This window comes from Coriobacteriia bacterium, assembly GCA_041658765.1.
Taxonomy (GTDB): Bacteria; Actinomycetota; Coriobacteriia; order Anaerosomatales; family JBAZZO01; genus JBAZZO01.
Genome location: JBAZZO010000011.1, coordinates 54,811 through 78,291, shown reverse-complemented (window position 1 = coordinate 78,291; position 23,481 = coordinate 54,811). Strand labels below are relative to the sequence as shown.

At 69.0% G+C, this 23,481-nt stretch carries 30 protein-coding genes and 1 tRNA gene; 11 read left to right on the top strand and 20 right to left on the bottom strand.

Features of this window, described 5'->3' with window-relative positions; translation table 11 throughout:
- Window positions 1-166: 166 nt before the first annotated feature.
- From WC971_07775 to WC971_07760, 4 genes are all read left to right on the top strand, one after another.
- Window positions 167-403 (top strand): ribbon-helix-helix protein, CopG family, encoded by a 237-nt coding sequence (locus WC971_07775; GenBank protein MFA5844712.1) that lies wholly within the window; start codon window positions 167-169, stop codon window positions 401-403.
- Window positions 397-741, top strand: coding sequence for a type II toxin-antitoxin system PemK/MazF family toxin (locus WC971_07770; GenBank protein MFA5844711.1), 345 nt, complete (start codon window positions 397-399; stop codon window positions 739-741). The genes WC971_07775 and WC971_07770 overlap by 7 nt, the downstream gene beginning before the upstream one ends.
- Before the next feature lie 144 nt (window positions 742-885).
- On the top strand, window positions 886-1,101 hold the full coding sequence (locus WC971_07765; protein MFA5844710.1) for a helix-turn-helix transcriptional regulator: 216 nt from the start codon (window positions 886-888) through the stop codon (window positions 1,099-1,101).
- Window positions 1,098-1,379: a hypothetical protein gene (locus WC971_07760; protein ID MFA5844709.1), complete on the top strand. Its 282-nt coding sequence runs from the start codon at window positions 1,098-1,100 to the stop codon at window positions 1,377-1,379. The genes WC971_07765 and WC971_07760 overlap by 4 nt, the downstream gene beginning before the upstream one ends.
- On the opposite strand, the gene WC971_07755 is transcribed toward WC971_07760, so the two are convergent.
- The 3 genes from WC971_07755 to WC971_07745 all read right to left on the bottom strand — a co-directional run bounded on the left by WC971_07755 (window position 1,376) and on the right by WC971_07745 (window position 3,588).
- Window positions 1,376-1,693, bottom strand: coding sequence for a hypothetical protein (locus WC971_07755; protein ID MFA5844708.1), 318 nt, complete (start codon window positions 1,691-1,693; stop codon window positions 1,376-1,378). The genes WC971_07760 and WC971_07755 overlap by 4 nt on opposite strands.
- A gap of 60 nt (window positions 1,694-1,753) precedes the next feature.
- A complete protein-coding gene (locus WC971_07750; protein MFA5844707.1) occupies window positions 1,754-2,089 on the bottom strand; it encodes a hypothetical protein in 336 nt (111 codons plus the stop codon).
- 209 nt (window positions 2,090-2,298) lie between these two features.
- Entirely contained in the window at window positions 2,299-3,588 is a 1,290-nt protein-coding gene (locus WC971_07745) for an adenylosuccinate synthase (protein MFA5844706.1), read from the bottom strand.
- A 154-nt stretch (window positions 3,589-3,742) separates the two neighbouring features.
- On the opposite strand from WC971_07745, the gene WC971_07740 reads away from it, so the two are divergent.
- Genes WC971_07740 through WC971_07710 form a run of 7 tightly spaced genes read left to right on the top strand, consistent with a single transcriptional unit; the run spans window position 3,743 to window position 10,552 of the window.
- Window positions 3,743-4,936 carry an HlyD family efflux transporter periplasmic adaptor subunit gene (locus WC971_07740; GenBank protein ID MFA5844705.1) on the top strand — a complete coding sequence of 398 codons (1,194 nt, stop codon included), beginning with the start codon at window positions 3,743-3,745 and terminating at the stop codon, window positions 4,934-4,936.
- A gap of 34 nt (window positions 4,937-4,970) precedes the next feature.
- Window positions 4,971-5,741 (top strand): efflux RND transporter periplasmic adaptor subunit, encoded by a 771-nt coding sequence (locus WC971_07735; GenBank protein ID MFA5844704.1) that lies wholly within the window; start codon window positions 4,971-4,973, stop codon window positions 5,739-5,741.
- An 8-nt stretch (window positions 5,742-5,749) separates the two neighbouring features.
- Window positions 5,750-6,706 (top strand): ABC transporter ATP-binding protein, encoded by a 957-nt coding sequence (locus WC971_07730; GenBank protein MFA5844703.1) that lies wholly within the window; start codon window positions 5,750-5,752, stop codon window positions 6,704-6,706.
- Window positions 6,703-7,830 (top strand): ABC transporter permease, encoded by a 1,128-nt coding sequence (locus WC971_07725; GenBank protein MFA5844702.1) that lies wholly within the window; start codon window positions 6,703-6,705, stop codon window positions 7,828-7,830. The genes WC971_07730 and WC971_07725 overlap by 4 nt, the downstream gene beginning before the upstream one ends.
- Window positions 7,831-7,835: 5 nt before the next feature.
- Window positions 7,836-8,957, top strand: coding sequence for an ABC transporter permease (locus WC971_07720; GenBank protein MFA5844701.1), 1,122 nt, complete (start codon window positions 7,836-7,838; stop codon window positions 8,955-8,957).
- A 9-nt stretch (window positions 8,958-8,966) separates the two neighbouring features.
- Window positions 8,967-9,953 (top strand): ABC transporter ATP-binding protein, encoded by a 987-nt coding sequence (locus WC971_07715; GenBank protein MFA5844700.1) that lies wholly within the window; start codon window positions 8,967-8,969, stop codon window positions 9,951-9,953.
- On the top strand, window positions 9,953-10,552 hold the full coding sequence (locus tag WC971_07710; protein MFA5844699.1) for a helix-turn-helix domain-containing protein: 600 nt from the start codon (window positions 9,953-9,955) through the stop codon (window positions 10,550-10,552). The genes WC971_07715 and WC971_07710 overlap by 1 nt, the downstream gene beginning before the upstream one ends.
- On the opposite strand, the gene WC971_07705 is transcribed toward WC971_07710, so the two are convergent.
- From WC971_07705 to WC971_07625, 17 genes are all read right to left on the bottom strand, one after another.
- Window positions 10,536-11,930 (bottom strand): FAD-dependent oxidoreductase, encoded by a 1,395-nt coding sequence (locus tag WC971_07705; GenBank protein ID MFA5844698.1) that lies wholly within the window; start codon window positions 11,928-11,930, stop codon window positions 10,536-10,538. The genes WC971_07710 and WC971_07705 overlap by 17 nt on opposite strands.
- 2 nt (window positions 11,931-11,932) lie before the next feature.
- A complete protein-coding gene (gene dnaB / locus WC971_07700) occupies window positions 11,933-13,321 on the bottom strand; it encodes a replicative DNA helicase (protein MFA5844697.1) in 1,389 nt (462 codons plus the stop codon).
- 6 nt (window positions 13,322-13,327) lie between these two features.
- Window positions 13,328-13,930, bottom strand: coding sequence for a 50S ribosomal protein L9 (rplI, locus tag WC971_07695; GenBank protein ID MFA5844696.1), 603 nt, complete (start codon window positions 13,928-13,930; stop codon window positions 13,328-13,330).
- 60 nt (window positions 13,931-13,990) lie between these two features.
- Window positions 13,991-15,004: a DUF2232 domain-containing protein gene (locus WC971_07690; protein MFA5844695.1), complete on the bottom strand. Its 1,014-nt coding sequence runs from the start codon at window positions 15,002-15,004 to the stop codon at window positions 13,991-13,993.
- A complete protein-coding gene (gene rpsR / locus WC971_07685) occupies window positions 14,979-15,248 on the bottom strand; it encodes a 30S ribosomal protein S18 (GenBank protein MFA5844694.1) in 270 nt (89 codons plus the stop codon). The genes WC971_07690 and rpsR overlap by 26 nt, the downstream gene beginning before the upstream one ends.
- Window positions 15,249-15,340: 92 nt before the next feature.
- Window positions 15,341-15,775 (bottom strand): single-stranded DNA-binding protein, encoded by a 435-nt coding sequence (locus WC971_07680; protein ID MFA5844693.1) that lies wholly within the window; start codon window positions 15,773-15,775, stop codon window positions 15,341-15,343.
- Window positions 15,776-15,853: 78 nt separating this feature from the next.
- A complete protein-coding gene (gene rpsF, locus WC971_07675; GenBank protein MFA5844692.1) occupies window positions 15,854-16,147 on the bottom strand; it encodes a 30S ribosomal protein S6 in 294 nt (97 codons plus the stop codon).
- Between the two features lie 104 nt (window positions 16,148-16,251).
- Window positions 16,252-17,223, bottom strand: coding sequence for a M23 family metallopeptidase (locus WC971_07670; protein ID MFA5844691.1), 972 nt, complete (start codon window positions 17,221-17,223; stop codon window positions 16,252-16,254).
- A gap of 145 nt (window positions 17,224-17,368) precedes the next feature.
- A tRNA-Gly gene (locus tag WC971_07665) sits at window positions 17,369-17,444 on the bottom strand.
- Between the two features lie 76 nt (window positions 17,445-17,520).
- Window positions 17,521-18,126 carry a hypothetical protein gene (locus WC971_07660; protein MFA5844690.1) on the bottom strand — a complete coding sequence of 202 codons (606 nt, stop codon included), beginning with the start codon at window positions 18,124-18,126 and terminating at the stop codon, window positions 17,521-17,523.
- On the bottom strand, window positions 18,126-19,628 hold the full coding sequence (locus WC971_07655; protein MFA5844689.1) for a potassium transporter TrkG: 1,503 nt from the start codon (window positions 19,626-19,628) through the stop codon (window positions 18,126-18,128). Before WC971_07655 ends, WC971_07660 begins: the two co-directional genes overlap by 1 nt.
- A complete protein-coding gene (locus tag WC971_07650) occupies window positions 19,625-19,780 on the bottom strand; it encodes a hypothetical protein (protein ID MFA5844688.1) in 156 nt (51 codons plus the stop codon). Before WC971_07650 ends, WC971_07655 begins: the two co-directional genes overlap by 4 nt.
- Before the next feature lie 10 nt (window positions 19,781-19,790).
- Window positions 19,791-20,456, bottom strand: a complete 666-nt coding sequence (locus WC971_07645; GenBank protein MFA5844687.1) for an NAD-binding protein — start codon at window positions 20,454-20,456, stop codon at window positions 19,791-19,793.
- Between the two features lie 2 nt (window positions 20,457-20,458).
- A complete protein-coding gene (locus WC971_07640; GenBank protein ID MFA5844686.1) occupies window positions 20,459-21,100 on the bottom strand; it encodes a TrkA family potassium uptake protein in 642 nt (213 codons plus the stop codon).
- Between the two features lie 190 nt (window positions 21,101-21,290).
- Window positions 21,291-21,437, bottom strand: coding sequence for a DUF5679 domain-containing protein (locus WC971_07635; GenBank protein MFA5844685.1), 147 nt, complete (start codon window positions 21,435-21,437; stop codon window positions 21,291-21,293).
- Between the two features lie 116 nt (window positions 21,438-21,553).
- On the bottom strand, window positions 21,554-22,219 hold the full coding sequence (locus tag WC971_07630; protein MFA5844684.1) for a DUF1461 domain-containing protein: 666 nt from the start codon (window positions 22,217-22,219) through the stop codon (window positions 21,554-21,556).
- The gene (locus tag WC971_07625) at window positions 22,206-23,441 is read right to left on the bottom strand and encodes a GGDEF domain-containing protein (protein MFA5844683.1); all 1,236 of its coding nucleotides are present in this window, start codon (window positions 23,439-23,441) and stop codon (window positions 22,206-22,208) included. The genes WC971_07630 and WC971_07625 overlap by 14 nt, the downstream gene beginning before the upstream one ends.
- Window positions 23,442-23,481 lie beyond the last annotated feature (40 nt).

The following is a 23,481-nucleotide window of genomic DNA, read 5'->3' as shown; positions in this document are numbered from 1 at the left end:
CTTCTCTGGCATCGAAAGCGGCATCCTCGTGGCCCTTCGCCGGTCGATCCGGCGTGGGCCGGTTCGAGTACCTTTTCTTCTGAGGCATCGAATCGGTTTCGAGTACATTCTTTCTGAGGCAACGCGCGGTCTGGCGCTCCATCATACTGGCGGTTATACTCGCGGTATGAAGACCGCGATCTCGATACCGGATGAAGTGTTCGCCGCGGCAGATCGTCTCGCGCGTAAGCTCAAGCAGTCGCGCAGCCAGCTCTACAGCCGCGCGGTCCGCGAGTACGTCGCCCGCCACACTGATGACGATGTCACCACCGCCCTCGATGCGCTCTACGCGCAAGAGGCGCCGGCCGACGACAGCTTCGGCGCGGCGGCCGCCAAGCGCACCCTCGAGCGTTCGGAATGGTGATCTCGCAAGGCGACGTGTGGTGGGCGGATCTCGGCGAGCCCGTCGGCTCCCAGCCCGGCTTTCGCCGTACCGTCGTTGTCGTCCAGGGTGATTCGTTCAACCGCAGTCGCATCGCCACGGTCGTCTGCATCCCGTTGACCAGCAACCTCCGGCTCGCCGACGCGCCCGGCAACGTCCTGCTCGAGTGCGACGTTACCGGACTCTCAAGGGACTCGGTCGCAAACGTCTCGCAGCCGATGACCCTCGACAGGTCCTCGCTCACGGAGCGTGTCGGCAATTTGCCTGACGCCAAGCTCGACCTCGTGTTTTACGGGATAGATGTGGTGCTCAGCCGCTGAACCGGGTGGTCGAACCAGCGCGTCGACCAGACGGTGAGGCTGATCGCGATGCGAGGCGAAGGGGAGCTTCCTCCGGTGAAGAGTATCACTCCCCTGATGTGAACTCCTCTTGACATCACGTCAAGCCACCTTTACACTCACGTCATGGCAAAGCTGACGAACACCGTGCGGGAACACCGGAGCCGCCTCGGCCTCACGCAGGCCGCGCTCGCACAGCGCATCGGCGTGAGCCGCCAGACGGTCATCTCCATCGAGGGCGGCGACTACACGCCGTCGGCGCTGCTCGCCGCGACGATCGCGCGAGAACTCGGCGTCCCGTTCGACGCGGTGTTCCGGCTCGAGGAGGAGGACTCGCGATGACCCTCGAAGAAGCGATCATGCGCGGCTCGGACGAGCGCGAGAACCACTACGTGGGCATGGCGGCCCGCATCGGGTTCGCGGTCACGTCGGTCGCCACCGTCTGCGTCTCCGGCTGGTTCGTCTTCAGCGCGTTCGCGCTCGACGACCCGCGGGGCCTGATGAACGCGGCGCTCGCGGCGATCCCCGCCGTGGCCGGCATGGCGGTCTTCACGACACTCACCCGCAGATGGAAGGTCTTCCTCCGCGGCCGCAGCTACGCCTCGGACGCCACTCGCTAGCGATCGTGTAGCCGCTTGAGGAGCTCGTTCGTGTAGGCGCACCTCGGGTACTCCTCGCGTGCGACGATCTCCTTGAACTCGCACTCCGTGCACGACTGGAGCTTCTGGGCGAACGTGCCCTGGACGACACCTTCGCAGAAGGTGCCGGCGACGACCCAGCAGGCACGGCCCGATGCCTTCCCAAGGTTCGCTCCGTCGAGAGCCATCTCCGTCGCTGCGGGGCAGACACCCAGGTCGGCGACGTGCGCTCCCCCGGGCTCGCGCCCGCACTTCTTGAACTCCCAGCAGTTCATCGGCGCTTCGTGTTCCATCATTGACTCGTCCCTCATCGTGCCGGGTCCGAAACGACAGGTGTGCCGCCGGCGCGGCAACAGCTACGCGCCGGAGCCGACCTTGTCGTGCTCCCCGAGCCGCTTGAGAAGCTCGGTCGTGTACACGAAGTGAGGGTATTCCTCGCGCGCGACCTTCTGCTGGAACTCGCACTCGGTGCATGTACGCAGCTTCTCGGCGAACGACCCCTGGACGAGGCCCTTGCAGAAGGTGCCGGCGACGACCCAACAGGCACGGCCCGACGCCCGGCCCCGGTTCGCGCCATCGAGGGACATCTCCTTCGCGGCGGGGCATACACCGAGATCCGAGACGTGCGCTCCGCCCGGCTCGCGTCCGCAGTGCTTGTGCTCCCAGCAGTTCTCAGGTGATCCGTGTGGCATCTCGCACCCCTTTCGCGGGTGTCACACGCTCAGAGCAACGGGCGTGCCGCGAGAGCCTATCCGGCGAAGCCTGAGGAAACGTGAAGACCGGCGGTCCGGGAGGCCCGACGGGCGATTCGGAGCGCAGGTCGAGACCGCAGGGCTCGGCCGTCGCGCGGAGCTCGCCCGGAGGGGCTTCCGGACCGCGCGTCCCATCGGGGCCGCGCGTCCTACTGACGCGGCTCCCAGCGGCGGAGGATGGTCTGCTCGCGCGAGGGACCGACCGCGACGATCGACACCGGGACCTCGGCGAGGTCCTCGATGAAGCCGATGTAGTCGCGCGCCTCTTTCGGCAGATCCTCGAAGCGGCGACAACCCGTGATGTCGCTGCGCCACCCCGGGAGCTCCTCGTAGACCGGCTTCGCGTGGTGGAACGCGGTCTGATGACACGGGAGGTCGTTGTACCGGCGCCCCTCGTGCTCGTACGCGACGCAGACCTTGATGCTGTCGAGATCCGACAGCACGTCGAGTTTCGTGACGACGAGGTCGGACAGGCCGTTCACCTGGACGGCGTAGCGCACGATCACCGCGTCGTACCAGCCGCACCGCCGCCGCCGGCCGGTGGTCGTGCCGAACTCGCCGCCGACCTGCGTGAGGTGTTCGCCGATCTCGTCGGTCAGCTCGGTCGGGAACGGCCCCGAACCCACGCGCGTGATGTACGCCTTCGTGATGCCCAGCACTCGGTCGATCATCCGCGGCCCGACGCCGACGCCCGTGCAGGCGCCGCCGGCGGTCGAGTTCGACGACGTCACGAATGGATACGTCCCGTGGTCGATGTCGAGGAGCGTGCCTTGCGCCCCCTCGAAGAGGACCCACTGATCGGAGCGCAGCGCGCGGTTGATGAGCGCCGACGTCTCCGCGATGTGCGGCGTGATGCGCTCCGCGTACCCGAGGTACTCCTCGGCGATCTCGTCGACGGTGTACGGCTTGAGGCCGTAGACCTTCGTGAGGATGTCGTTCTTCTCGACGAGAGCGGCGTCGAGCTTCGCGCGGAAGATCTTCTCGTCGGTGAGGTCCTGGATACGAAGGCCCATGCGAGAGGACTTATCCATGTACGCGGGCCCGATGCCGCGTCGCGTCGTCCCGATCTCGAGCTTGCCGAGGCGACGCTCGCTCGCGCCGTCGAGGTCGCGGTGGTACGGCATGATCAGGTGCGCGTTGCACGAGATGAGGAGCTTGTGGGTTGACAGCCCGTCCCGCTCGATGGAGTCCATCTCATCGAGGAGCACCTTCGGATCGATGACGCATCCGTTCCCGATGACAGGTGTGATGTGCGCGTACATGACCCCGGACGGGATGAGGTGCAGCTTGAGCGTGCGCCCGCCGTGGATGACGGTATGGCCCGCGTTGTTGCCGCCCTGGTATCGAACGACGTAGTCGAAGTCGTCCGCCAGCAGGTCGGTGATCTTGCCCTTGCCCTCGTCGCCCCACTGGGCGCCGAGCAGCACGATTCCAGCCACGGGGTATCTTCTCCTCGGTGCCTCCGCCGTGCCGGCGGCGGCGTCGCGGGCACGCCAGTGCAGTATGCCGTAGACCACGCCGCACGGCTAGGGCGCGGCGGTCACGAACGGCGGTATCGACCGCCGCGCTCCCGGGTGCTAGAGTGGGCGAATCATGTTAGTGAGCGATAACTCTCATAGAGCGTCACGGCTGGTCGCCCTCGTGGCGGTAGCGGTGCTCGTCGCGCTCGCAGCGAGCGGTTGCGCGCGCGGCGCAGACGCTGGGGGCCCGCTCACGGTGGCCGGCGCGGTACGCGACGACGTGATCGTGGTGACCGCCCCCGTACTCGATCGCCCCACCCCCGACGTCCGCGCGGGCATCCCCGCGAAGCGCGCGCGCTCCGCCGCGGGCGCTCCCGCCGCGGCCCGCGCCGCGACGTCCCGGACCGGCGTCGCCGGCACGATCGTCACCGTCGCGCGCGCCGGGGACAGGGTCGCCGCTGGCGGCCTCGTGGCCCAGCTCGACGCGGGGATGCTCGACCTCGCCGTGGCCGCTGCCCGAACGTCACGCGCCAAGGCCCTCGCCGACATCCGCGTGATCGACGGCGCGCGAGACGATCTCGCGGCGAAGCGCGGCGATCTGCGCGACGCCCGCATCAAGCTCGACTCCGCGCTCTCGAAGATACGCTCCGCGCGAGCCGACCTGGTGACCCAGCTCGAACAGGCGCGGCGGTTGGCGGCGTCGCCGCGACCTCCCGCCGGCGGCCCTTCTCTCGACCCGCGCGTGCTCGTCGCGCGCCTTTCCGGAGCGCTGCGCGCCCTCGACGCGAAGTACGCGACCGCGCTCGCCGCGCGCCGCAAGCTCACCGACGCCGGCGCGAAGCTCGAGGACGCCCGGGCGGCGCTGGCCGACACCCGCGACCTCGCGGCGATCGTCGCCGAGGCCCGCAACGTGACGATCGACCTCGCGCTGGCGCAACGCGAGCGCACCAGGGTCGCCTCTCCGGTAGGCGGCGTCGTGGTGTGGGCGCCGGAGCGCGGGACCGTCGCGCTGGCCGGCTCGCCGCTCGCGAAGGTCCGCCCGGCGGGCGACTCGTTCGTCGACACGTATCTCACGGCCGAAGAGGTCACGCGAGTGCGCATCGGCGATCGCGCCGAGGTCGGTATCGACTCGCTACCCAGAAGGACCGTCCGCGCCCGCATCGTCGCGATCGGCGACGCGTATGTGTTCCCTCCGACCTGGTTCCCGACGCAGGTGACCCATCTCTCCCGGGCAGTCCGCGTCACGGTCGCCGTCGATGACGGCACGCGACTCCCGCCGGGCACCCCTGCCGACGTCACGTTCCCCGAAGCGACGGGAAGCCGATGAGCGGCCCCGCCACACACGAGAAGGAGCCGAGAGAATGAAGCAGCGCATAGCGGCCGTGTTGGTAGTCGTCGCCGTCGCGGCGATGGGTTACGGCGCCTGGCGCTACGCCACGCGCACGAGCGGGAGCGGAACCGACACGCTCGGCGGCAGCGGCACGATCGAGGCGGCGGAGATCGTCGTCTCGCCTCAGACGACGGGACGCATCCTCTCCGCTCCGGGCACGGAGGGAATGGCGGTGAAGGCGGGCGACGTCCTCTACCGGCTCGACTCGTCCATCGCATCGCTCCAGGTCAGCCAGGCCCAGGCCGGGGTGCGCGCCGCGCAGGCGGCGCTCGACCAGGCCCGCGACGACGGGACCGACGCCGAGCAGGACGCGGCGAGGGCGCAGCTCGACCAGGCGAAGGTCGCGCTCTCCATGGCGAAGGTGCAGTACGGCTGGACGGTCGTGCGCTCGCCGATCGACGGGACGCTCACCGACATCGTCGCCGACGCCGGCGAGAACGCCGTGCCGGGCTCCACGCTCGCGGTCATCTCGGACCTCGCGCACCTGACGGTGAGCATCTACGTGCCGGAGAGCCGCATCGGCCAGGTCGCCATCGGAGACACCGCGCGCCTGACGACCGACTCCAGCGCGCGGACCTTCCGCTGCCGCGTAGCGTTCATCGCCTCGGAGGCGGAGTTCACGCCGGCGTCCATCGAGACGAAGGACCAGCGCGTGAAGCTCGTATACGAGGTCAAGCTCGAGCTTCTCGACGCTGGCGGCATCCTCAAGCCCGGCATGCCGGCCGACGTGACGTTCGAGTAGCCGCGCGCATGACCGACTCCCCGGCCATCGACGCACTCGACCTGCGGCGCACCTTCCACGAGGTGGTCGCCGTCGACGGCGTGACGCTAGAAGTGGAGCGCGGCGCGGTCTTCGGGCTCGTCGGGCCCGACGGTGCCGGGAAGTCCACGCTCATCCGGCTGCTCGCCACCGTGCTCGAGCCGACCTCGGGCGACGCGTCGATCTTCGGGCACTCCGTCACGCGAGACGCCCAGGCGGTGAAGTCGCGCATCGGCTACATGTCGCAGCGCTTCTCGCTCTACGGAGACCTGACCGTCGCCGAGAACCTCGCCTTCTTCGCCGAGCTGCGCGGCGTGCCGCGCGTGGAGCGGACCGAGCGCGCCAAGAAGCTGCTGGAGTTCTCGGGACTCACGGAGTTCTCGAAGCGCCAGGCGCGCAACCTCTCGGGAGGGATGAAGCAGAAGCTCGCGCTCGCCGCGACTCTCATCCACGAGCCGGACCTGCTCTTCCTCGACGAGCCGACGACCGGGGTCGACCCGGTCTCGCGTCGCGAGTTCTGGCGCATCATCTCCGGGCTCCACCGTCGCGGCATCACCGTCCTCGTCGCCACGCCGTACATGGACGAGGCGGAACGCTGCACCGAGGTGGCGTTCATGGACGCGGGCCGCATCGTGCTGCGCGACACGCCCGCGGGCATAAAGCGGCGCGTGCCGGGGCGTCTCGTCGAGATCACCGTCGACGACAACCGTCGCGCCGCGACACTGCTGGCGACGATGGACCACGTCACCGGCGTCGAGCCCTACGGCGATGTCCTCTACGTACTCGTCGACTGCGAGCAGCCCTGCGAGGAGGACCTCGCGAAGGGGCTCGCCGACGCCGGGCTCGCCGTGGCGCGCATCTCGCCGGCCGCGATGACGATGGAGGTCGCCTTCTCGCGCCTCATCTCCGGCTCGTCGGTCGCGCCCGTGACGGGCGGCGCCACGTGAACCGGATCCTCGCCATCGCACGCAAGGAGTTCGTCCACATCCGGCGCGACCCGCGCCTGATGATCGCGGTGCTCATCATGCCGCTCATCCAGCTGTTCCTCTTCGCCTACGCCCTGTCGTTCGACGTGAAGGACATCCCGACCGCCGTGCTCGACCAGGACATGACCCGGGCGAGCCGGGACTTCACCGACGCCTTCCGCCGCTCGAACTACTTCGAGCTCGTCGAGCGGATCGACACGCTGAGCGAGGTCGACGGCGTCTTCGACCGCGGGGCCGCCCGCGCGGTCGTCATCGTGCCGCACGGCTTCGGCGACCATCTCGCCGGGGGCCAGCGTGCGCCGGTCGCGGTCCTCGTCGACGGCTCCGAGCCGAACTCCGCGCAGTTGGGCCAGGCCTACGCCTCGGGACTCTCCCGCGTCTTCGGCGGGCGGCTCGCCGTGCGCTGGGCCGAGGCCCGCGGCATCGACCCCTCCCGGCTGGGCGGCGTCGAGCCGCACCTGCGCGTCTGGTACAACCCCGAGGGCCGCTCCGCGGTCTACCTCGTCCCGGGACTGATCGTCGTGCTCATCATGATCGTCACCGTACAGCAGACGGCGACGACGCTGGTGAAGGAGAAGGACCAGGGAACGCTCGAGCAGCTGATCGTCTCGCCGGTGCGCCGCATCGAGCTGATGATCGGCAAGGTCGCGCCGTGGGTCGTCCTCGCCGCGGCGGACGTCGTGGGCATCACGCTGGCGGGCGTGATCGTCTTCCGCATCCCCTTCCGCGGCGACCTCGGGGTGTTCGCCGTCTCGAGCGGGCTGTTCGTGCTCTGCTGCCTCGCTCTCGGCCTGCTCATCTCGTCGCGAGCCTCCTCCCCGGAGGTGGCGAACCAGACCGCGCTCCTCGTCAGCTTCCTGCCCGGCTTCATGCTCTCCGGGTTCGTATTCCCGCTCGCGAACGTGCCTCGCGTGCTGCGCTTCGTGTCGTACCTCTTCCCGGCGCGGTACATGGTGATCATCACCCGCTCGGCATTCCTTAAAGGCGCCGGGTGGCCGACCCTGTGGCCACAGGTCGCGGCGCTCGCCGTCTACGCCGTCGTGGCGCTGACCATCACATCCCTCGTCTACCAGCGAAGGCTGTGAGGACGGTGTTCTTCGAGCGAGTGAGACTGCTCATGGCGAAGGAGTTCCTGCAGCTCCTGCGCGACCGCGCCATGATCCCCATCCTCTTCGTCATGCCGGTGCTGCAGCTCGTCATGTTCGGCTACGTCGTCGGGGCGGACGTGCGGGACATCCGCACTGCCGTCGTCGACCTCGACCGCAGCACGGCGTCCCGCGAGGCGATCGGGGCCTTCTCGGGATCGGGGTACTTCCGCATCGTCGCCAGTCCGTCCTCCGAGGACGGGGTGCGCACGCTGATGGACACGAACGAGGCGCAGGTCGCCGTCATCGTGCCCGCCGGATACGGCCGGCTCGTCGCCCAGCGGCGCAGCGGGGCGATCGAGGTCATCGTCGACGGATCGGACAGCAAGGTCGCGCAGGTGGCCTCGGGGTACTCGGGAGCGATCCTGGCCGACCTGGGTCGCCGCATGCGAGCGGCCGCGGGGATGGGCGACGCGGGCCCGGGCATCGACGCGAGGGTCCGGGTGCTCTTCAACCCCTCGCTGCGCAGCGTGAACACGATGGTGCCCGGGCTCATCTCGCTGATCCTGTTGCTGTCGGCGACCGCGCTCATGAGCCAAGCCGTCGTCAAGGAACGCGAGCGCGGGACGCTGGAGCAGCTCTTCGTCACCCCCATCACGCGCGTCCAGTACCTGGTCGGGAAGATCATGCCGTACGTGCTCGTGGCCATCGCCCAGGTGACGCTCGTCTTCACCGTGGGCGTGCTGTGGTTCCGCGTGCCGTTCCGCGGGAGCCTGCTCGTCATCGCCGCCGGCGTGCTGCTCTTCCTCTTCGCGGGCCTGGGCCAGGGCCTGCTGATCTCGACCGTCTCGCACACGCGGCAGCAGGCTCAGCAGGCGACGATGTTCATCATGATCCCGTCGATGGTGCTCTCGGGCTTCATCTTCCCCCTCGAGTCGATGCCGAAGATGATCCGCCCGGTGACCTACCTCATCCCGCTGCGATACATCCTCGTGATCCTGCGAGCGACCTTCATGAAGGGCGCCGGCTTCGTCGCGCTCTGGCCGCAGTTCGCCGCTCTCGCGGGATTCTCCCTGCTCATCTTCGCCGCGGCGCTCGCCCGGTTCCAGAAGCGTCTCGCGGACTAGGGGGTGGGGATGTCGCTGTTCTTCAGACGGCCCGCACAGTCCGCGATCGAAGCGGATCCCTCGTCGGCGATCGTCGTCGAGGGACTCACCAAGCGGTTCGGCGACTTCACGGCGGTCGACGCCATCGACTTCCGCGTGCGCCGCGGTGAGATCTTCGGCTTCCTCGGCCCGAACGGGTCGGGCAAGACGACGACCATCCGCATGCTCTGCGGGGTCATCGCGCCGAGCTCCGGAGGCGCTCGCGTGCTGGGATTCGACGTCGCGACGCAGGCCGAGCGCGTCCGCGAGCACATCGGCTACATGAGCCAGAAGTTCGCGCTCTTCGAAGACCTGACGGTCGACGAGAACCTCAAGTTCTACGCGGGCATCTACGGCCTCGACAGCTCGCGGTACGCCGCTCGGCGAGCGTACATCCTCAGGATGGCCGACCTCGTCGGGAGGGAGGACGAGCTCACCGCGAACCTCTCGGTGGGGTGGCGCCAGCGTCTCGCGCTGGGCTGCGCGACGATCCACGAGCCGGAGCTCATCTTCCTCGACGAACCGACGTCGGGCGTCGACCCCACGGCGCGGCGCCACTTCTGGGAGCTCCTCTACGAGCTCGCCTCTTCGGGCGTCACCCTCTTCGTCACCACCCACTACATGGATGAGGCGACCCACTGCGACCGGCTCGCGTTCATCTACCGCGGCCGGCTCGTCGCCGAGGGCTCGCCCCGCGAGATCAGGACCGGGTCGATGCGAGACGAGATCCTCGAGGTGGACGTCTCCGACGTCGAAGCGGCGCTCGGGGTGCTCGAGGACGCCCCGGGCGTGGTCGAGGCGTACCTGCACGGGGCGGCGCTCCACGTGGATATCGGCCCCCCCGGCGCGGACCGCCCGGACGTGGCTGTCCTGCTCGCCGGAGCGGGCCTGACGGTGCGCGGGATCGGTGTGGTCGAGCCGACGCTCGAGGACGTCTTCGTACACGTCGTCGGCGAGCAGAGAGCGCGCGAGTCGTGATGGACATGCGCTTCTTCGCGGCGACCGTGCCCGGACGCAAGGGGCAGATCCTCGACTCGGCCCTCGCTGTCTTCGCCGACCGGGGCTACGACGGAGGCTCGATGCGCGAGATCGCCTCCAGGGTCGGCATCACCGAGCCCGCGCTCTACCGGCACTTCACCGGCAAGGAGGACCTCTTCACACAGCTCATCGAGCACACTGCGGACCGCCTGGTCGGCGAGGCCGGGGACCTCATCGCGGGCGTGCGGCCGGAGACGCTGCGCGAGACGCTCCTCGCCGCGTTCAAAGACCGCCGCCTCGCGATGCGCACGTACTTCCCGGTCCTGAGGACGATACTCTCGGCCACGTCCCACAACCCCGCGTTCCTCGAGGTCTACCGCGCGCGCCTGGTGATGCCGATGTTCGAGTGCCTGTGCGCTCTCGTGCCCGTCTTCGACGCGGGAGTGGGCGAGGGCCCTCGCGCGAACGAGGACGTCGAGGCGCGCGTGCGGGCGTTCATGAGCCTGTTCGTGGGCTACCTGGTCACGTCGATGGTCTTCGAGGACGACGTCGACGAGCCGGTGGTCGACGCGATGCTGCGACTCATGGGTTGGGAGTAGCGCGCCTCTCGACGATCGCGCGAGCGGCGACCAGACCGCTCGCCGACGATTGGACGAGCCCTCGCGTGACGCCGGCGCCGTCCCCGATCGCCCACAGGCCGTCCACACGGGTCATGAGACCTGCATCGGCCTCGACCCGGGACGAGTAGAACTTCACCTCGACGCCGTAGAGCAGGGTGTTCGGCGACGCCACGCCAGGTACGAGCAGGTCGAGGGCTTCGAGGAATTCGAGGATGTCGACCACGTGCCTGTACGGGAGGACGAATGCGAGGTCGCCGGGAGTCGCCTGCGGCATCGTCGGTTCGACGACGGAGCCCGCCATGCGCTCCGGCGTCGTCCGCCTGCCGGACTTCAGGTCGCCGAGGCGCTGCACGATGATGCCCTCTCCGAGAAGGTTCGCGAGATGGGCGATGTGGCTGCCGTAGGTGATCGGCTCGTGGAACGGCTCGGTGAACGTCTGGCTCACCAGCACGGCGAAGTTCGTGTTGGCGGTGCGCTCCTCGGCGAAAGAGTGCCCGTTCACGGTCACGATGCCGCCGTACGATTCGGTCGTCACCTCGCCGTAGGGATTCATGCAGAAGGTGCGGACCTTGTCGCCGAACGCCTTCGAACGGTAGATGAGCTTCGCCTCGTAGAGCGGGTCGGTCAGCCGCTCCAGGACGGTCGCGGGCACCTCGACGCGCACGCCGATGTCGACGGCGTTGTTGACGAGACGAAGGCCCAACGTGCGCGCCTGATCGGCGAGCCAATCGGCGCCCTCGCGTCCCGGCGCGGCGACCACGGCGTCCGCCTTGATCCGCGTCCCGTCGGCGAGCTCGACACCCGTCGCGCGGCCGTCCGACGCGAGTATCGCCGCCACCTCCGTGTCGCAGCGTATCTCGACGCCTAGCCGTTCGAGTTCGACTCTCATCGCCGCGAGGACCTCGGGAGAGCGGTCCGTCCCGAGATGGCGCACGCGCATCGGGATGAGGGTCATGCCCGCGAGCGCGGCTTCGCGCTCGAGGCGCGCGGCCGTCTCCGCGTCCGGACCGCGCACCTCGGTGGTGGCGCCGAACTCGACCCAGACCGCGTCGGACTCGCCGATCAGACGCTCCAGCGCTTCACGCCCGACGTACTCGCCGAGCCAGCCGCCGACCTCGGGCGTGAGCGTGAGCTTGCCGTCGGAGAAGGCGCCGGCGCCGCCCCAGCCGGTCATGATCGCGCATGTGTCGCAGGAGATGCACCGGGTCCGGCGTGCCGGGCAGGAACGGCGTTCGAGCGAGTGGCCCTTCTCGAAGACGACCACGCGCGTCACACCGTTGCGGACGAGCTCGAGCGCCGCGAAGATGCCGGCCGGGCCGGCACCCACGACGACGACGTCGTACCGGCCCCGCGACACCGTCAGACCCGCTTCGCGAGCGGCACGAACTTCGTGAACTTATCAAGGAAGACGACGTTCGCGCTCCCGAGCGGACCGTTGCGCTGCTTGCCCACGATGACCTCGGCCTCGCCCTTGGGCGGGTACTTCGCGCCGCTGCCCTTGTTCCCGTACTTGTCCGTCTCGGCCTCCGCGTCCTCGTCGGCGCCGCGTCCGGTCACATCGCGGTGGATGAACATCACCACGTCTGCGTCCTGCTCGATCGCGCCGGACTCGCGCAGATCGGAGAGTTGCGGGCGCTTCCCCGCGCGCTGTTCGACGGCGCGGGAGAGCTGGGAGAGCGCGAGGATCGGCACGTCCAGTTCTTTCGCGAGGATCTTGAGTCCCCGGCTTATGTCCGCGATCTCCACCTGACGGTTCTCACTGCGTCGCCCGTGCGGCTGCATCAGCTGCAGGTAGTCGATGACGACGAGCCCGTTCGGCCGGTTGTGCAGCAGGCGCCGGGCCTTCGCGCGGACCTGGAGGATCGACATCGCGGGCGTGTCGTCGACATAAAGGGGCAGGTCGCTCAGGGTCCCGGCCGCGCGGTTGATCTGCTTCCAGTCGCCCTCGTTCAGGTGTCCCGTCCGCATCCGCTGCATGTCGATCCGGGCCTCGGCGCAGATGACGCGCTGGACGAGCTCCTCCGCCGCCATCTCGAGGCTGAAGACCGCCACGGGATGGCCCTCCATCGCGGCGTTGACGGCGACGTTGAGAGCGAACGCCGTCTTCCCGACGGACGGACGCGCCGCGAGGATGATGAGGTTGCCTCGATGCAGCCCCGAGAGTATCTCGTCGATCTCGGGGAACCCCGTCGGGACACCGGTGGTGTGCGTCTGACGCTCGTAGAGCGCCTCGAGCTGCTTCCATCCGATCCCGATGAGCTCCTTGAGAGCGGTGAAGCGCGTCTCGACGCGCTTCCCCGTCACCGCGAAGACGTACTTCTCGGCCTGCTCGACGACCTCGTCGACGTCGTCGGTCGAGTCGTAGCCGAGGTTCGCGATGCTGTTGGCCGCGTCGATGAGCTGGCGCAGGAGCGAAGCCCGCTTCACGATCTCCGCGTAGTATCTCGCGTTCGCCGCCGACGGCACCGCGTTCGTGACGTCGAGAAGGTACAGCTTCCCACCGACCTGCTCGAGTTCGCCCGTGGCCTCGAGCCGGTCCGCCACTGAGATGACGTCGACCGGCTCGCCGCGGTTGAACAGGTGCTGGACGGCGTCGAAGATGCGGCCGTGTGCCGACCGATAGAAGTCCTCGGGCGCGACGACCTTCTCGATGGCGGCCTCGATCGCCTCCATCGACAGGAACATCGAACCGAGCAGCGACTGCTCGGCCTCCAGGTTGTGCGGCGGTACGCGCTCGGGAGCCGCCACGGACGCCTAGACCTCCTCGGCCCCGACCTCGTCGGGCTCGGCATCCGCTTCGGCCTCGGGAGCCTCGACGGCCTCCGCGGCCGGCTCGGGCTCGTCCGCGACCTCGGGCTCGGCGACTTCAGCTACCGGTGCGGAAGCGACGATTGCGGCGTCCACCGGGGAGCCCTCAGCCACGACCCTCACGATCAGCTCGGCCTTGACGTCCTGGAAGACCTGCACGACCACGGTATGGTCGCCGAGCGTCTTGATGTGACCGCCGGCCTCCATCTTGCGATGGTCGACGTCGACGTCGAACTGCTCGCGCAGCGCGTCTTCGATCATCTGCGTCGTGACGGAGCCGTAGAGCTTGCCCTCCTCGCCCGCCTTGGCGGTGACGAGAACGATCCTGCCCTGCAGGGCCGCGGCGGAACCCTCGGCTGCGCCCCTGCGGGCCTCGGTGCGCTTACGGATGTTGCCCATGCGGGCCTCGAGCTGCTTGAGATTCCCCGAGGTCGCCGTGATGGCGAGCTTGCGGGGGAACAGGAAGTTGACGGCGAAGCCGCGCGCGACGTCGACGACGTCGCCCTCGATGCCCTTCCCCTTCACGTCCTGCGTGAGAATGACCTTCATGCCCACTCCTTCGCTTGCCCCCGTCGCGCCGCGCCTGCGGCCGACGGCGGTGTCTCCACTCTAGTCGGTGCCTACGGGCCCCTCAAGGCCCGCCTCGCCGCTCGCCCCGTCACGCGGGAGACGGCGGAAGTTCAACCACAGGTCCGCCAAGCCCGTCAGACTCACGAGCGGGAGGAACCCTTCGCTCACAAGGAGCAGCGCGTACCCGACGCCGCGCCCGAGAGCGCCGATACCAGCGCGCCGGTACAGGCCGGCGAAGACGCCGACGCCCTGCGCGAAAAGCACCCACCTCACCACGATCAGGAGGTTCCAGCCTATCGCCGCCGCGATTCCGCCGGGGTCGTGCGTGAAACGCGACACCGCGAACGCGACGAGCGACCCCACCACACCCCACACGACGTGGATGCTCACGTCGAGCCGCTCCGGCGCCGGGAGGCCACGTACCACGCCGCCCGCGCGCCTTGATGCCCACACCACCGCCGCGATCGTGACGACCGCCGTAGCGAGAGCCCCGAGCAGGTACACGCTCGGCCACGCCTGCACGAGCAGACGGCGCACCGTCTCGACCTGCGAGCGAACCGCCTCGCTGTCGGCGGTCCCAGCTCCCGATGTCACGAGTATCGCTCGCGCCTGTCTCGCCGCCGCCGCCGCGTCGATCCGAACGGCCTGCGCGAGCGTCCTGCCTCTCTCGGCCTGCAGAAGCGCCTCGAGTCCCACCGTCCCGGCGAAGATCACGCCGGTCAGAACTGTCACCACGCCCAACGGGTCCCACGTGCGCAGCGCTCGCGCGGCGAACGGACCCGCCACGATAAGCGACGGCACGACCAGCGACGCCGCGGCGGGGAAGGACGCCGAGACCACCGCGCACGCGAAGAGCGTCGCGCCGAGGGCGGCATAGGCTCCCTGCCGGTAGAACAGCCACGCGAGGGCCATCGCCGCCAGGGGCAGCCCCACGAGCGGCAAGCTCGGCACCAGGAACGCCGCAGCCGCGGACGAGCCGGTCAGCAGCACGAGGTCGCGCACCCGCGCGACGCCCGGCTCCCGACCGCTATCGGCCTCTTCCGCCCTTGCCATCGACCTTCCCGCTCACGACGGGCACGGTGTACGGCACGAGCGCCATCTCACGCGCGCGCTTGATCGCGATCGAGAGCTGGTGCTGGTGCTGGGCACAGTTGCCCGAGACGCGTCGCGGCTTGATCTTGCCGCGGTCGGTCATGAACTTGCGCATCGTCTGCACATCCTTGAAATCGATGTACTCGACGTGGTCCTTGCAGAAGACGCAGAACTTGCGCTTCGGCTTGCGAGCGAAATCGCTCACGTCGCATTCCCTCCTTCCACGCTCCGCTCATCGGAGCGCTTGTCGCCGGCCGGACCGGGGAAGCCCGGCCGGCACCTAGAGCGGCCGGATCCCTAGAAGGGGATCTCCTCGCCGCCGAGATCGTCGGCCACCGGGGCCGGGCCTTCGTCGCCCGAACTCGGAGCACTGCCGTCGCCCGAACTCGGAGCACCGCCGTCGCGCGCGCTCATGAGCTCGAGTTCGTCGGCGACGACTTCGATCTTCGAGCGCTTCTCACCGGCGGAGCTCTCCCACTCGCTCCAGCGGAGCTTGCCCTCGACCGCCACCTTCGAGCCCTTGTGCAGGAACCGCGCGAGCGCGTCGGCGCGCGCGCCGAAGATGGTGACGTCGACGTAGTTCGGAGCGTCCTCCCACTCACCGGTCGTGGCGTTCTTCCGCCGGTCGTTGACGGCCATGCGCAGCTTGAGCACGCTCAAACCGCCGCCCGTCGAGCGGAGCTCCGGGTCCCGGGTCAGATTCCCCGAGATCATGACTCTGTTGATGCCCACCGTCGATCACTCCTCGTCTCGTGCGGACGCTCTTGCGCCCGCCTCAGGCCGGGCCCCTTGCGGGGCCGCGACACACCACTACTTCAGGTCGTCGCGTCGGACGACCATGAAGCGGATGACGGGGTCGGTGATGCGGAGGACTCGATCCAATTCGGCTACGGCGGCCGGGGCGGCCCGGAACGATGAGACCGAGTAATCGCCGTCGGTATGGCCACCGATCTCGAAAGCCAGACGGCGCTTGCCCCATTGATCGACCGATTCGACGACACCGCCGTCGGCGGTGACGATCCCCTGGATCTTGTCGACGACCCCCTGTCGCCCCTCGTCATCGAGGCCGGGGTCGAGTATGAGCATGAGTTCGTACGCCTTCACGTGTTCACCTCCCCTGGGCTTGAACGGCCCCGGGACATGAAGGCGTCCGCCCGGGGCAGGAAACGAACCCCCGCACCATACCACCGACCATCCGCATCCGCAAATCACGCACGCACCCTCACGGGCACGGCACTTCCCGCTCGTCCCGCGCCCGCGCGCCACACGGGCCAGAGCGCGAGCACGGCCCATGTCAGCGCAACGCAACGACCGGCCGCTCGCCGGGTCGCACGCGTCAGGCCCCCGATCGACGAGACCGTGCGTGCGCCCACCTCGCGGCCACGCATGGGCAGGTCCGCCGCGGTCCGCGCGCGCAAACGCTCGAACCGCGTCACGGAAACGCCGTCGGCCCGTGGCGAGGTGAGCGCCCGGGCGATCGGCGCGCCCGAACGCACCGCGACGTCAACGTCGCCGACGCGGGCCGGCTCGCCCAAGGGTTCGGCCGCGCCTGCCGGCCGCGGCGCCACGGCGGCCACCACAGGGTGGGCCGCGACGACGGGGACGGGCACAGGCTCCGCGACGACGTGCGCCGCGGGGACGAGGACCGTCGAAGGCGCGGGAGGGGTCTCGGCCGGCACCGCGACGGCCTCCTGGGGCAGGAACGCCGCCGGATCGAGATACGTCTCGCCCCTTCGCACCCCTACGTGCAGGTGCGTCCGCGGCGAAGACGCGTCCCCGTCCGAGCGCAGAGTCCCCAGCGTGTCGCCTGTCGAGACGCGCGCGCCTTGCCGGACCTCGAGCGCATCGAGAGGCAACAGCGTCATCCTCAGCCCTCCTGCGCATGCCAGCGTCACCGCGAGCACGACGCCGCCCCCGGCCGGTACCGGCCCCGCGAAGACGACGTCACCGTCGGAACACGCCCGCACGGTCGCCCCGGCATCGGCTTCGATGTCGAGCCCCTGATGCGCGCGTGCCTCCCCGTCCGGCGCCGTGTATCGGGCGCCGTACTCGAGGAGCACGGCGCCGCCGGACACAGGCCGGCCGGAGAACGTCTCCGCAGCGGTCGCGGTGGGGATCGCGAGCGCTGTGATGCACGCGAGAACGAGCAGTCCTGACCGAGCACGCGAGATGCGCCGCATGGCGCGCCTCCTCTCATCGTGACACGCCGAGGAGAGGGGGCGGCGGTCGGGCCTTATACGAACCTATGTTCGACGTCCGCGGCCGGATTCCTGCCGAAGATGTGGAACGGGACCGCCCCGGAAGGGACGGCCCCGCATGATCCGATGGAGCGGGCGACGGGTCTCGAACCCGCGACCTCAAGCTTGGGAAGCTTGCGCTCTACCTACTGAGCTACACCCGCATCGCGCCCGGACCCCCGCTCGAGCGGGCCCCGGTGCGAGCGACATCGTATACCTTCGCGCACGCGCCGGGCAATCTCAGGCGCCGCGCCGCGCGGGCCGCTCGAACCCCGGGACGCGCAGCGTGCGGTCGGCCCACCACGCGAGCGCGGCCAGGCACGCCAGCACGAGCGCGAGGGCGGCCTTCCAGGGCTTCACGGGATCGGCGGCGGCGTGCCCGACGCGATCGACGACGAGGGTCGTCGCGTGGATGTCCATGTCGCCGCCGTGGAGCGCGCACGCGGGGTTGAAGACGCCGCGCACGGTCACGATATCGCCTTCGTGCTTGTAGTCGCCGAAGAAGGTGATCTTGCGCGCCTCGGAACCGGGGATCCACACCGCCATACCCGTGTTGTACCCGCCGAGCTGCGCGCCCTCTTCGACGTTGCGCTCGTAGTAGGCGTCGTCGTTCAGGTGGATCCACGCCCAGTCGCCACGGAACATGACCTCGCCGATCGCCTCGCCGGTGAAGTCGAGGTCCTTCCCCGCGTATCGCTTCGGATGCTCGATGAGCTCGCCGCTCGGCACCTGGTTCGGGCTCTGGGTCGGCGCCGCGATCGCGGCGGCCGGCGCGAGGATGGCGACCGAGAGTCCGAGCACGCACGCGCACGCGAAGCGGACTGAGCGGAGCCGGATGCCCGCCATCACTTGCCCCTCACTATCGCGTAGCCGTAGCCGGCGAGCGCGAGGACCGACATGAACTCGAGGCGCCCCATCCACATCGCGGCGAGGTAGAGACCCTTCATCAGATCGGGCATCGAGGGGGAGGTCACACCGCACGATAGGCCGGTGTTCGAGGCGGCGGAGACGGCCTCGAACGCCGACTGCGTGAGGTCGTATCCGTAGAGCACACCCACGATCGCCGTGATCGCGTAGAGGGTGATGTACGCGACGGTGATCGTCATCGCTCCACGCACGACCCCATCGTCGAGGAGGACGTCGCGCACGTGGTGGTACTTCTGGGTGATGACCGCCGACTCCGGGGAGATCATGCGCTTGACGTCCTGCAGGAACGCCTTGGTCATGACCCCCATGCGGATGCCTTTGATGCCGCCGCCGGTGGAGCAGGCCGACGCGCCGATCGCCATCGCGACGGTCGTCGCGATCAGACCGATCGGTCCCCATTGCGTCACGAAAGCGCGCGCGTATATGGTCGAGAACCCGGTGGTCGTGTGGCCCGAAGCGAGCTGGTAGAAGGCCTTGCGGAAGAGCGCCATCGCGTCGGGGTAGACGCCCGCACGGGCGAGCGCGAAGGTCGCGACGAGGGTCGTGAGCGTGAGGGTGATCGCGAAGCTCACCGTCTCGACGTTGCGCAGGATCTCCTTGCGGTTGCCGGTCCAGGCCGCCCAGTGGAGCGCGAAGTTGAACGAGCCGGCGATGAAGATCACGACGCTGATGACCTCGTACGTCAGGGAATGGAACCAGAACGTGTTGTAGCTCTGCGGAGCGAACCCGCCGGTGCTCCACGCCCCCATGAAGACCCACATGCCGTGGAAGAAAGCGCGCACCGGCGCCTGTCCCAGAGCGAGGCCCGTCGCGCCGAGCGCGAGGGTGCCGATCACGAGCCACGTGAGCGAGACGAGCCATATCGCGCGCGCCGTCTGCACGACGTTGGGCAGCAGCCGTTCGTCCTTGCCCTCGCCGACGTAGAGCTTGTAGGCGCCCGCGGTGCCCTTGAACAGGAACGTCAGCGCGATCACGACGATGCCCTGCCCGCCCGCGTACGTGAGCAGGTGGCGCCACATGTTGAGACCCATGCTGATGTGGTCGAGGTCCTGGAGCAGGTAGAGACCGGTCGTGGTGTACCCGCTCATCACATCGCACATCGCGTCGAGGTAGCTTCCCTCGTGCCCCGAGAGGAAGTGCGGGAGAGCCCCGAGCAGCGTCGCCCAGATCCACGAGCCCGAGGCGACGACGAGGCCGTGGCTCCACGACAGGTCCTTCTCCGTCCGGCACAGCGCCTGCGTGCCGAAACCGAAGATGAGACAGGCGGCGATGCTCACGATGAAGTCGACCGCGGTGTCCCACTCGCGGAACCCGATCGAGACGACGAGCGGGACCGCCATCAGGAGCCCGACGCCGACGATGATCTTGCCGGTGTACTTGCCGACGACGAGATGGTCCTCGGTGCGCGGGCGGAGGATCATCTCCACGCCGCCATCGCGAGGAGAGCGAGCACGTACGCGACGAACGTGAGGCCGAGGATGAAGGCGATCTCCGCGGCGATCCCGGCGGCGTAGAGCAGCCACACGGGACGCGCGGGCTTCAGGTTCGGCAGCGATTCCCTCTTGTCGACCACGGCGGACCCCCTACGCGCCCGTGAGCGCGCGCTTGAGCGCCTTCTCGTGCTCGACGTTCGTGAAGGCGATGACGACGTCGCCCGGCGCCAGCTCGGTGTCCCCGTGCACGGTCACGACCTCGTCCCCGCGCAGGAGCGCGACGAGGATGCAGTCACCGGGGAGCTTGAGCTCCACGATCTTCTTTCCGCAGACCACGCAGCGGTCGACCGGCAGCTCTATCTCGACGATCGCCATGTTGCCCTTGCGCAGCGAGATCAGCGTGCGGATGTCGCCGACGGTCGCCTCCTCCTCGATCATCCTGGAGATGATCGTGGTCGAGGAGATCGCCTCGATGCCCAGCGCGTTGAAGATGCGCTCGTTCTTCGGGTTGTTGACGCGGGCGATCGCGCGCGGCACCGCGAAGGCGACCTTCGCGAGCTGACAGCTCACGAGGTTGTCGTCGTCGTCGCCGGTCGAGGCGACGAAGACGTCCGCGCGCGTGATGCCGGCGTCCTCCTGGTACGCGGCGTCGCACCCGTCGCCGTGGATGACGAGCGGCGCGCCGGGCAGCTCCGCGATGAGCTTGTCGACGATCCCCTCGCGCTTCTCGATGAGCGCGACCGAGTGACCCGCCTCGAGCATCGTGCGCGCGAGATACGAGGCGACCTTGCCTCCGCCGTTGATCACGATGTACACGGCTAGTCCTCCATGTAGCGTTCGACTTTGGCGAACGACTCGTCGCGGACGGCCGCGAGCAGCACGTCACCGCAGACGAGCGCCGTGTCGGCCTCGGGGATGAACGTCGTGCTCCCCCTGCCGACGGCGGCGACCCTGAACCCGTGCGCGATCTCGATCTCGCGCACGCGCTTGCCCTCGGTCGCGGGACCGGCGCGGAACTCGATCATCTCGATGTCGCCCATCTGCGTCAGGTGGTGACCGTGGCCCGAGAGGATCTTGTCGAGGAGCGTGCTCGCGACCAGCGTCGTGCCGCAGACGTAGTCGAGGTCGAGCTGCTGGTACGTGCGCTCGCGTACGGGATTGTAGAGCCTGGCTACGACCTGGCGGACGCCGAATATCTTCCGGGCGACCTCCGCGGCCATGAGGTTCGTGTTGTCGAGGTCCGTGACGGCGGCGAAACAGTCTGCTTCGCGCACGCCCGCTTCCTCCAGCACGTCCTCGTCGAATCCGAGACCCCTGACCGTCACGCCGTTGAAGGTGGAGCCCAGACGCCGGAACGCGTCGGCCTCCTTGTCGATCACGGTGACGTTATGGCCCTCGACGGAGAGCATCGTGGCGAGCTGCGAGCCGACCCTGCCGCACCCGACTACGATCACGTTCATACGCGAAGAGCCCTCCTCATGCCGCGTCGCACCGGCGCGCTGCCCGCGGGAGACCGCGGCGGGCCGTCGGCAAACATTTCAGCAACCTACGCCTGCCCCGTTGGGGTGTCAAGGACGAGACGCGGGCGCCGGGCCGTGAAGGCCGCGACGCCCGCGGTGCTCGTTCCATGGGAACGAAGCGCTCTCGACGCTACTTGCCGATCTTGAACATCTTCGTCCCGCACGTCGGGCACAGGCCCTGGGTCGCAGGACGACCGTTCTTCATCGTGATCTCCTTCGCGTCCTTGATCTCGCGCTTCGCCTTGCACTTCACGCAGTAGCCTTCCTTGGCTGCCATAGGTGTTTCACCTCCCGCCGTGAGACCCCTCTTGCAGCGGGCACTCCGCCCGCAGCGTTCCTCGCATAGTATGTGACCAAGTTCCTGCCCTCTGGCAAGCGTGGAACGGACGTTCGTCATCCGCGGTCGCCGGGCACGAGCCGAGCGACGGCCCAGAGGAGCGCCGCCCCGGTCAGCGCGAGCGCCCCCCACGCGGCCCCCAAGACGACCCAGAACCGCTCGGGGAAGACCTCGATGAGCAGCGAATCCGCGGGGAAAGTCCAGGTACCGGCGGCGAAGAACAGCCCGTGGAGCGCCGCGAAGAGACGTTCGAAGTCGGCCGCTCCCGCCAATGCGGCGACGGCGACCGTCCCAGCCGTGAGCGCGGCGGCGGCGCGCAGTGCGCGCCGGGCCCGGCCCCGCCGCCTCCGCGCGAAGGCGGCGGCGAGCCACACCGCGACGACGGCCGCGGCCGTCCCGGCCGCCGTACGGGCGCCGACCAGCACGGCGCGCACGTCGCGCAGATGCGAGGTCGCGGCGGCGTCGAAGGCGGATCGGTCCCCGACCGTCAGGGGCAGGGCGGGGGCCGCCGGATCGGTGACGAAGAGGCGCACCTTCTCGGCGACGGCCAGCGTCTGCTCCTCGCCCAGACCGGTGAGGGCCGCACTCCCGACGCGAGGAACGAGCAGCGCGGTGAAAACGGGCGCCGTGAGAGCGGCTAGGGAGAGCCCGATGACCGCGACGAGGCAGGCGATCGCGACGAGGCAGGTCTCCACCGTCAGCGGCCCCTCACTCCGGCGCATCCGCGTCCTCGGGCTCGGCGATATCGCGCGCGAAGACGACGCTGTTGCCTTCTCCCGCACTCGCCACGGCGAGAGCGGCATCGGCGGCGCCGAGTAGGGCGTCGGCGGTCTCGCCGTCCTCGGGATAGGCGGCAACGCCGAGGCTGACGGTCACGCAGCTGTCATCGACGCGCAGGACCGACACGGCCTCCCGGGCGCGTTCCGCCAGATGACCCACACCCGGCGCCGAACCTGCGACGATCGGCTCCGGCACGATGACCACGTACTCCTCGCCGCCGAACCTGCAGACCGCACTCGGTTCGTACGTGCCCTCCGGGCTCGTGCGGAACACCTCACGCAGGAGTCCGCCGATCTCGCGGAGCATCCGGTTCCCGCGCTCGTGGCCGAAGAGGCGGTTGTAGTCGCCGAACCCGTCGACGTCCACGAGCACCACCGACAGGTGCCGGCCTTCCCGAGCGGCTCGGGCGACCTCCGAACGGAGAAGCCGGTAGCAGAAGACCCGGTTGTAGAGCCCCGTCGTCTCGTCGGTGACGGACGTCTCCACCAGGGTCCGCTCGCGCTCGTGGAGCGCGAGCGTCATCAGCGAGCTGACCGTCGCCGTGCCGCCGAGCATCGCGACCTCCCACAGGTACCGGACGAGTACGAACGTCCCGTTGTCGTGGAGACCGTTCTCGACGAAGGGCATCCCCACGTGGGGCAGCCAGCCCAGGAACTCGGCGCCCAGCACCGAACCGTAGACGCCGGCGCACGCTGCGGCGATCACCCACACGCTGCGCTTCCGCGGCATTATCAGCGCGGCCTCGAGGATGAACAGGAGGAACATCGCGTCGAACCACGAGTAGACGCCGCCGCTGTAGTAGACGAGCACGCCCACCACGAGGACGTCGAAGAGCAACTGCGCGTGGTTGAGGACCGCGATGTTGCCGAGCTGCTTGTAGGTCAGCTGGTAGTACGTGTTGTAGAAAAGGACGAAGACCAGCGCCGCGGCGGGTATCCGCATGTTCATCCACAGCGCGGAGTAGGGGATGGACGACTCCGCGTAGACGAGAGCGGCCACGACCGAGAACAGGACGAGGGCGCCGACGAGCGCCCACCTCACCCTGATGACGAGGCCGACCCGGCGAGTGTTGGCGTCGAGCTCCTCGATATCGTGCTGTGTCGGCCGCTCGCGCCACGAGACCTTCCAGATGCGCGCGAGCCGCTTGGCGATGCGTCCCCTCATGCGGTCGAGTCTAGCCGTTCGTCTATACTCGTGGCAAAGC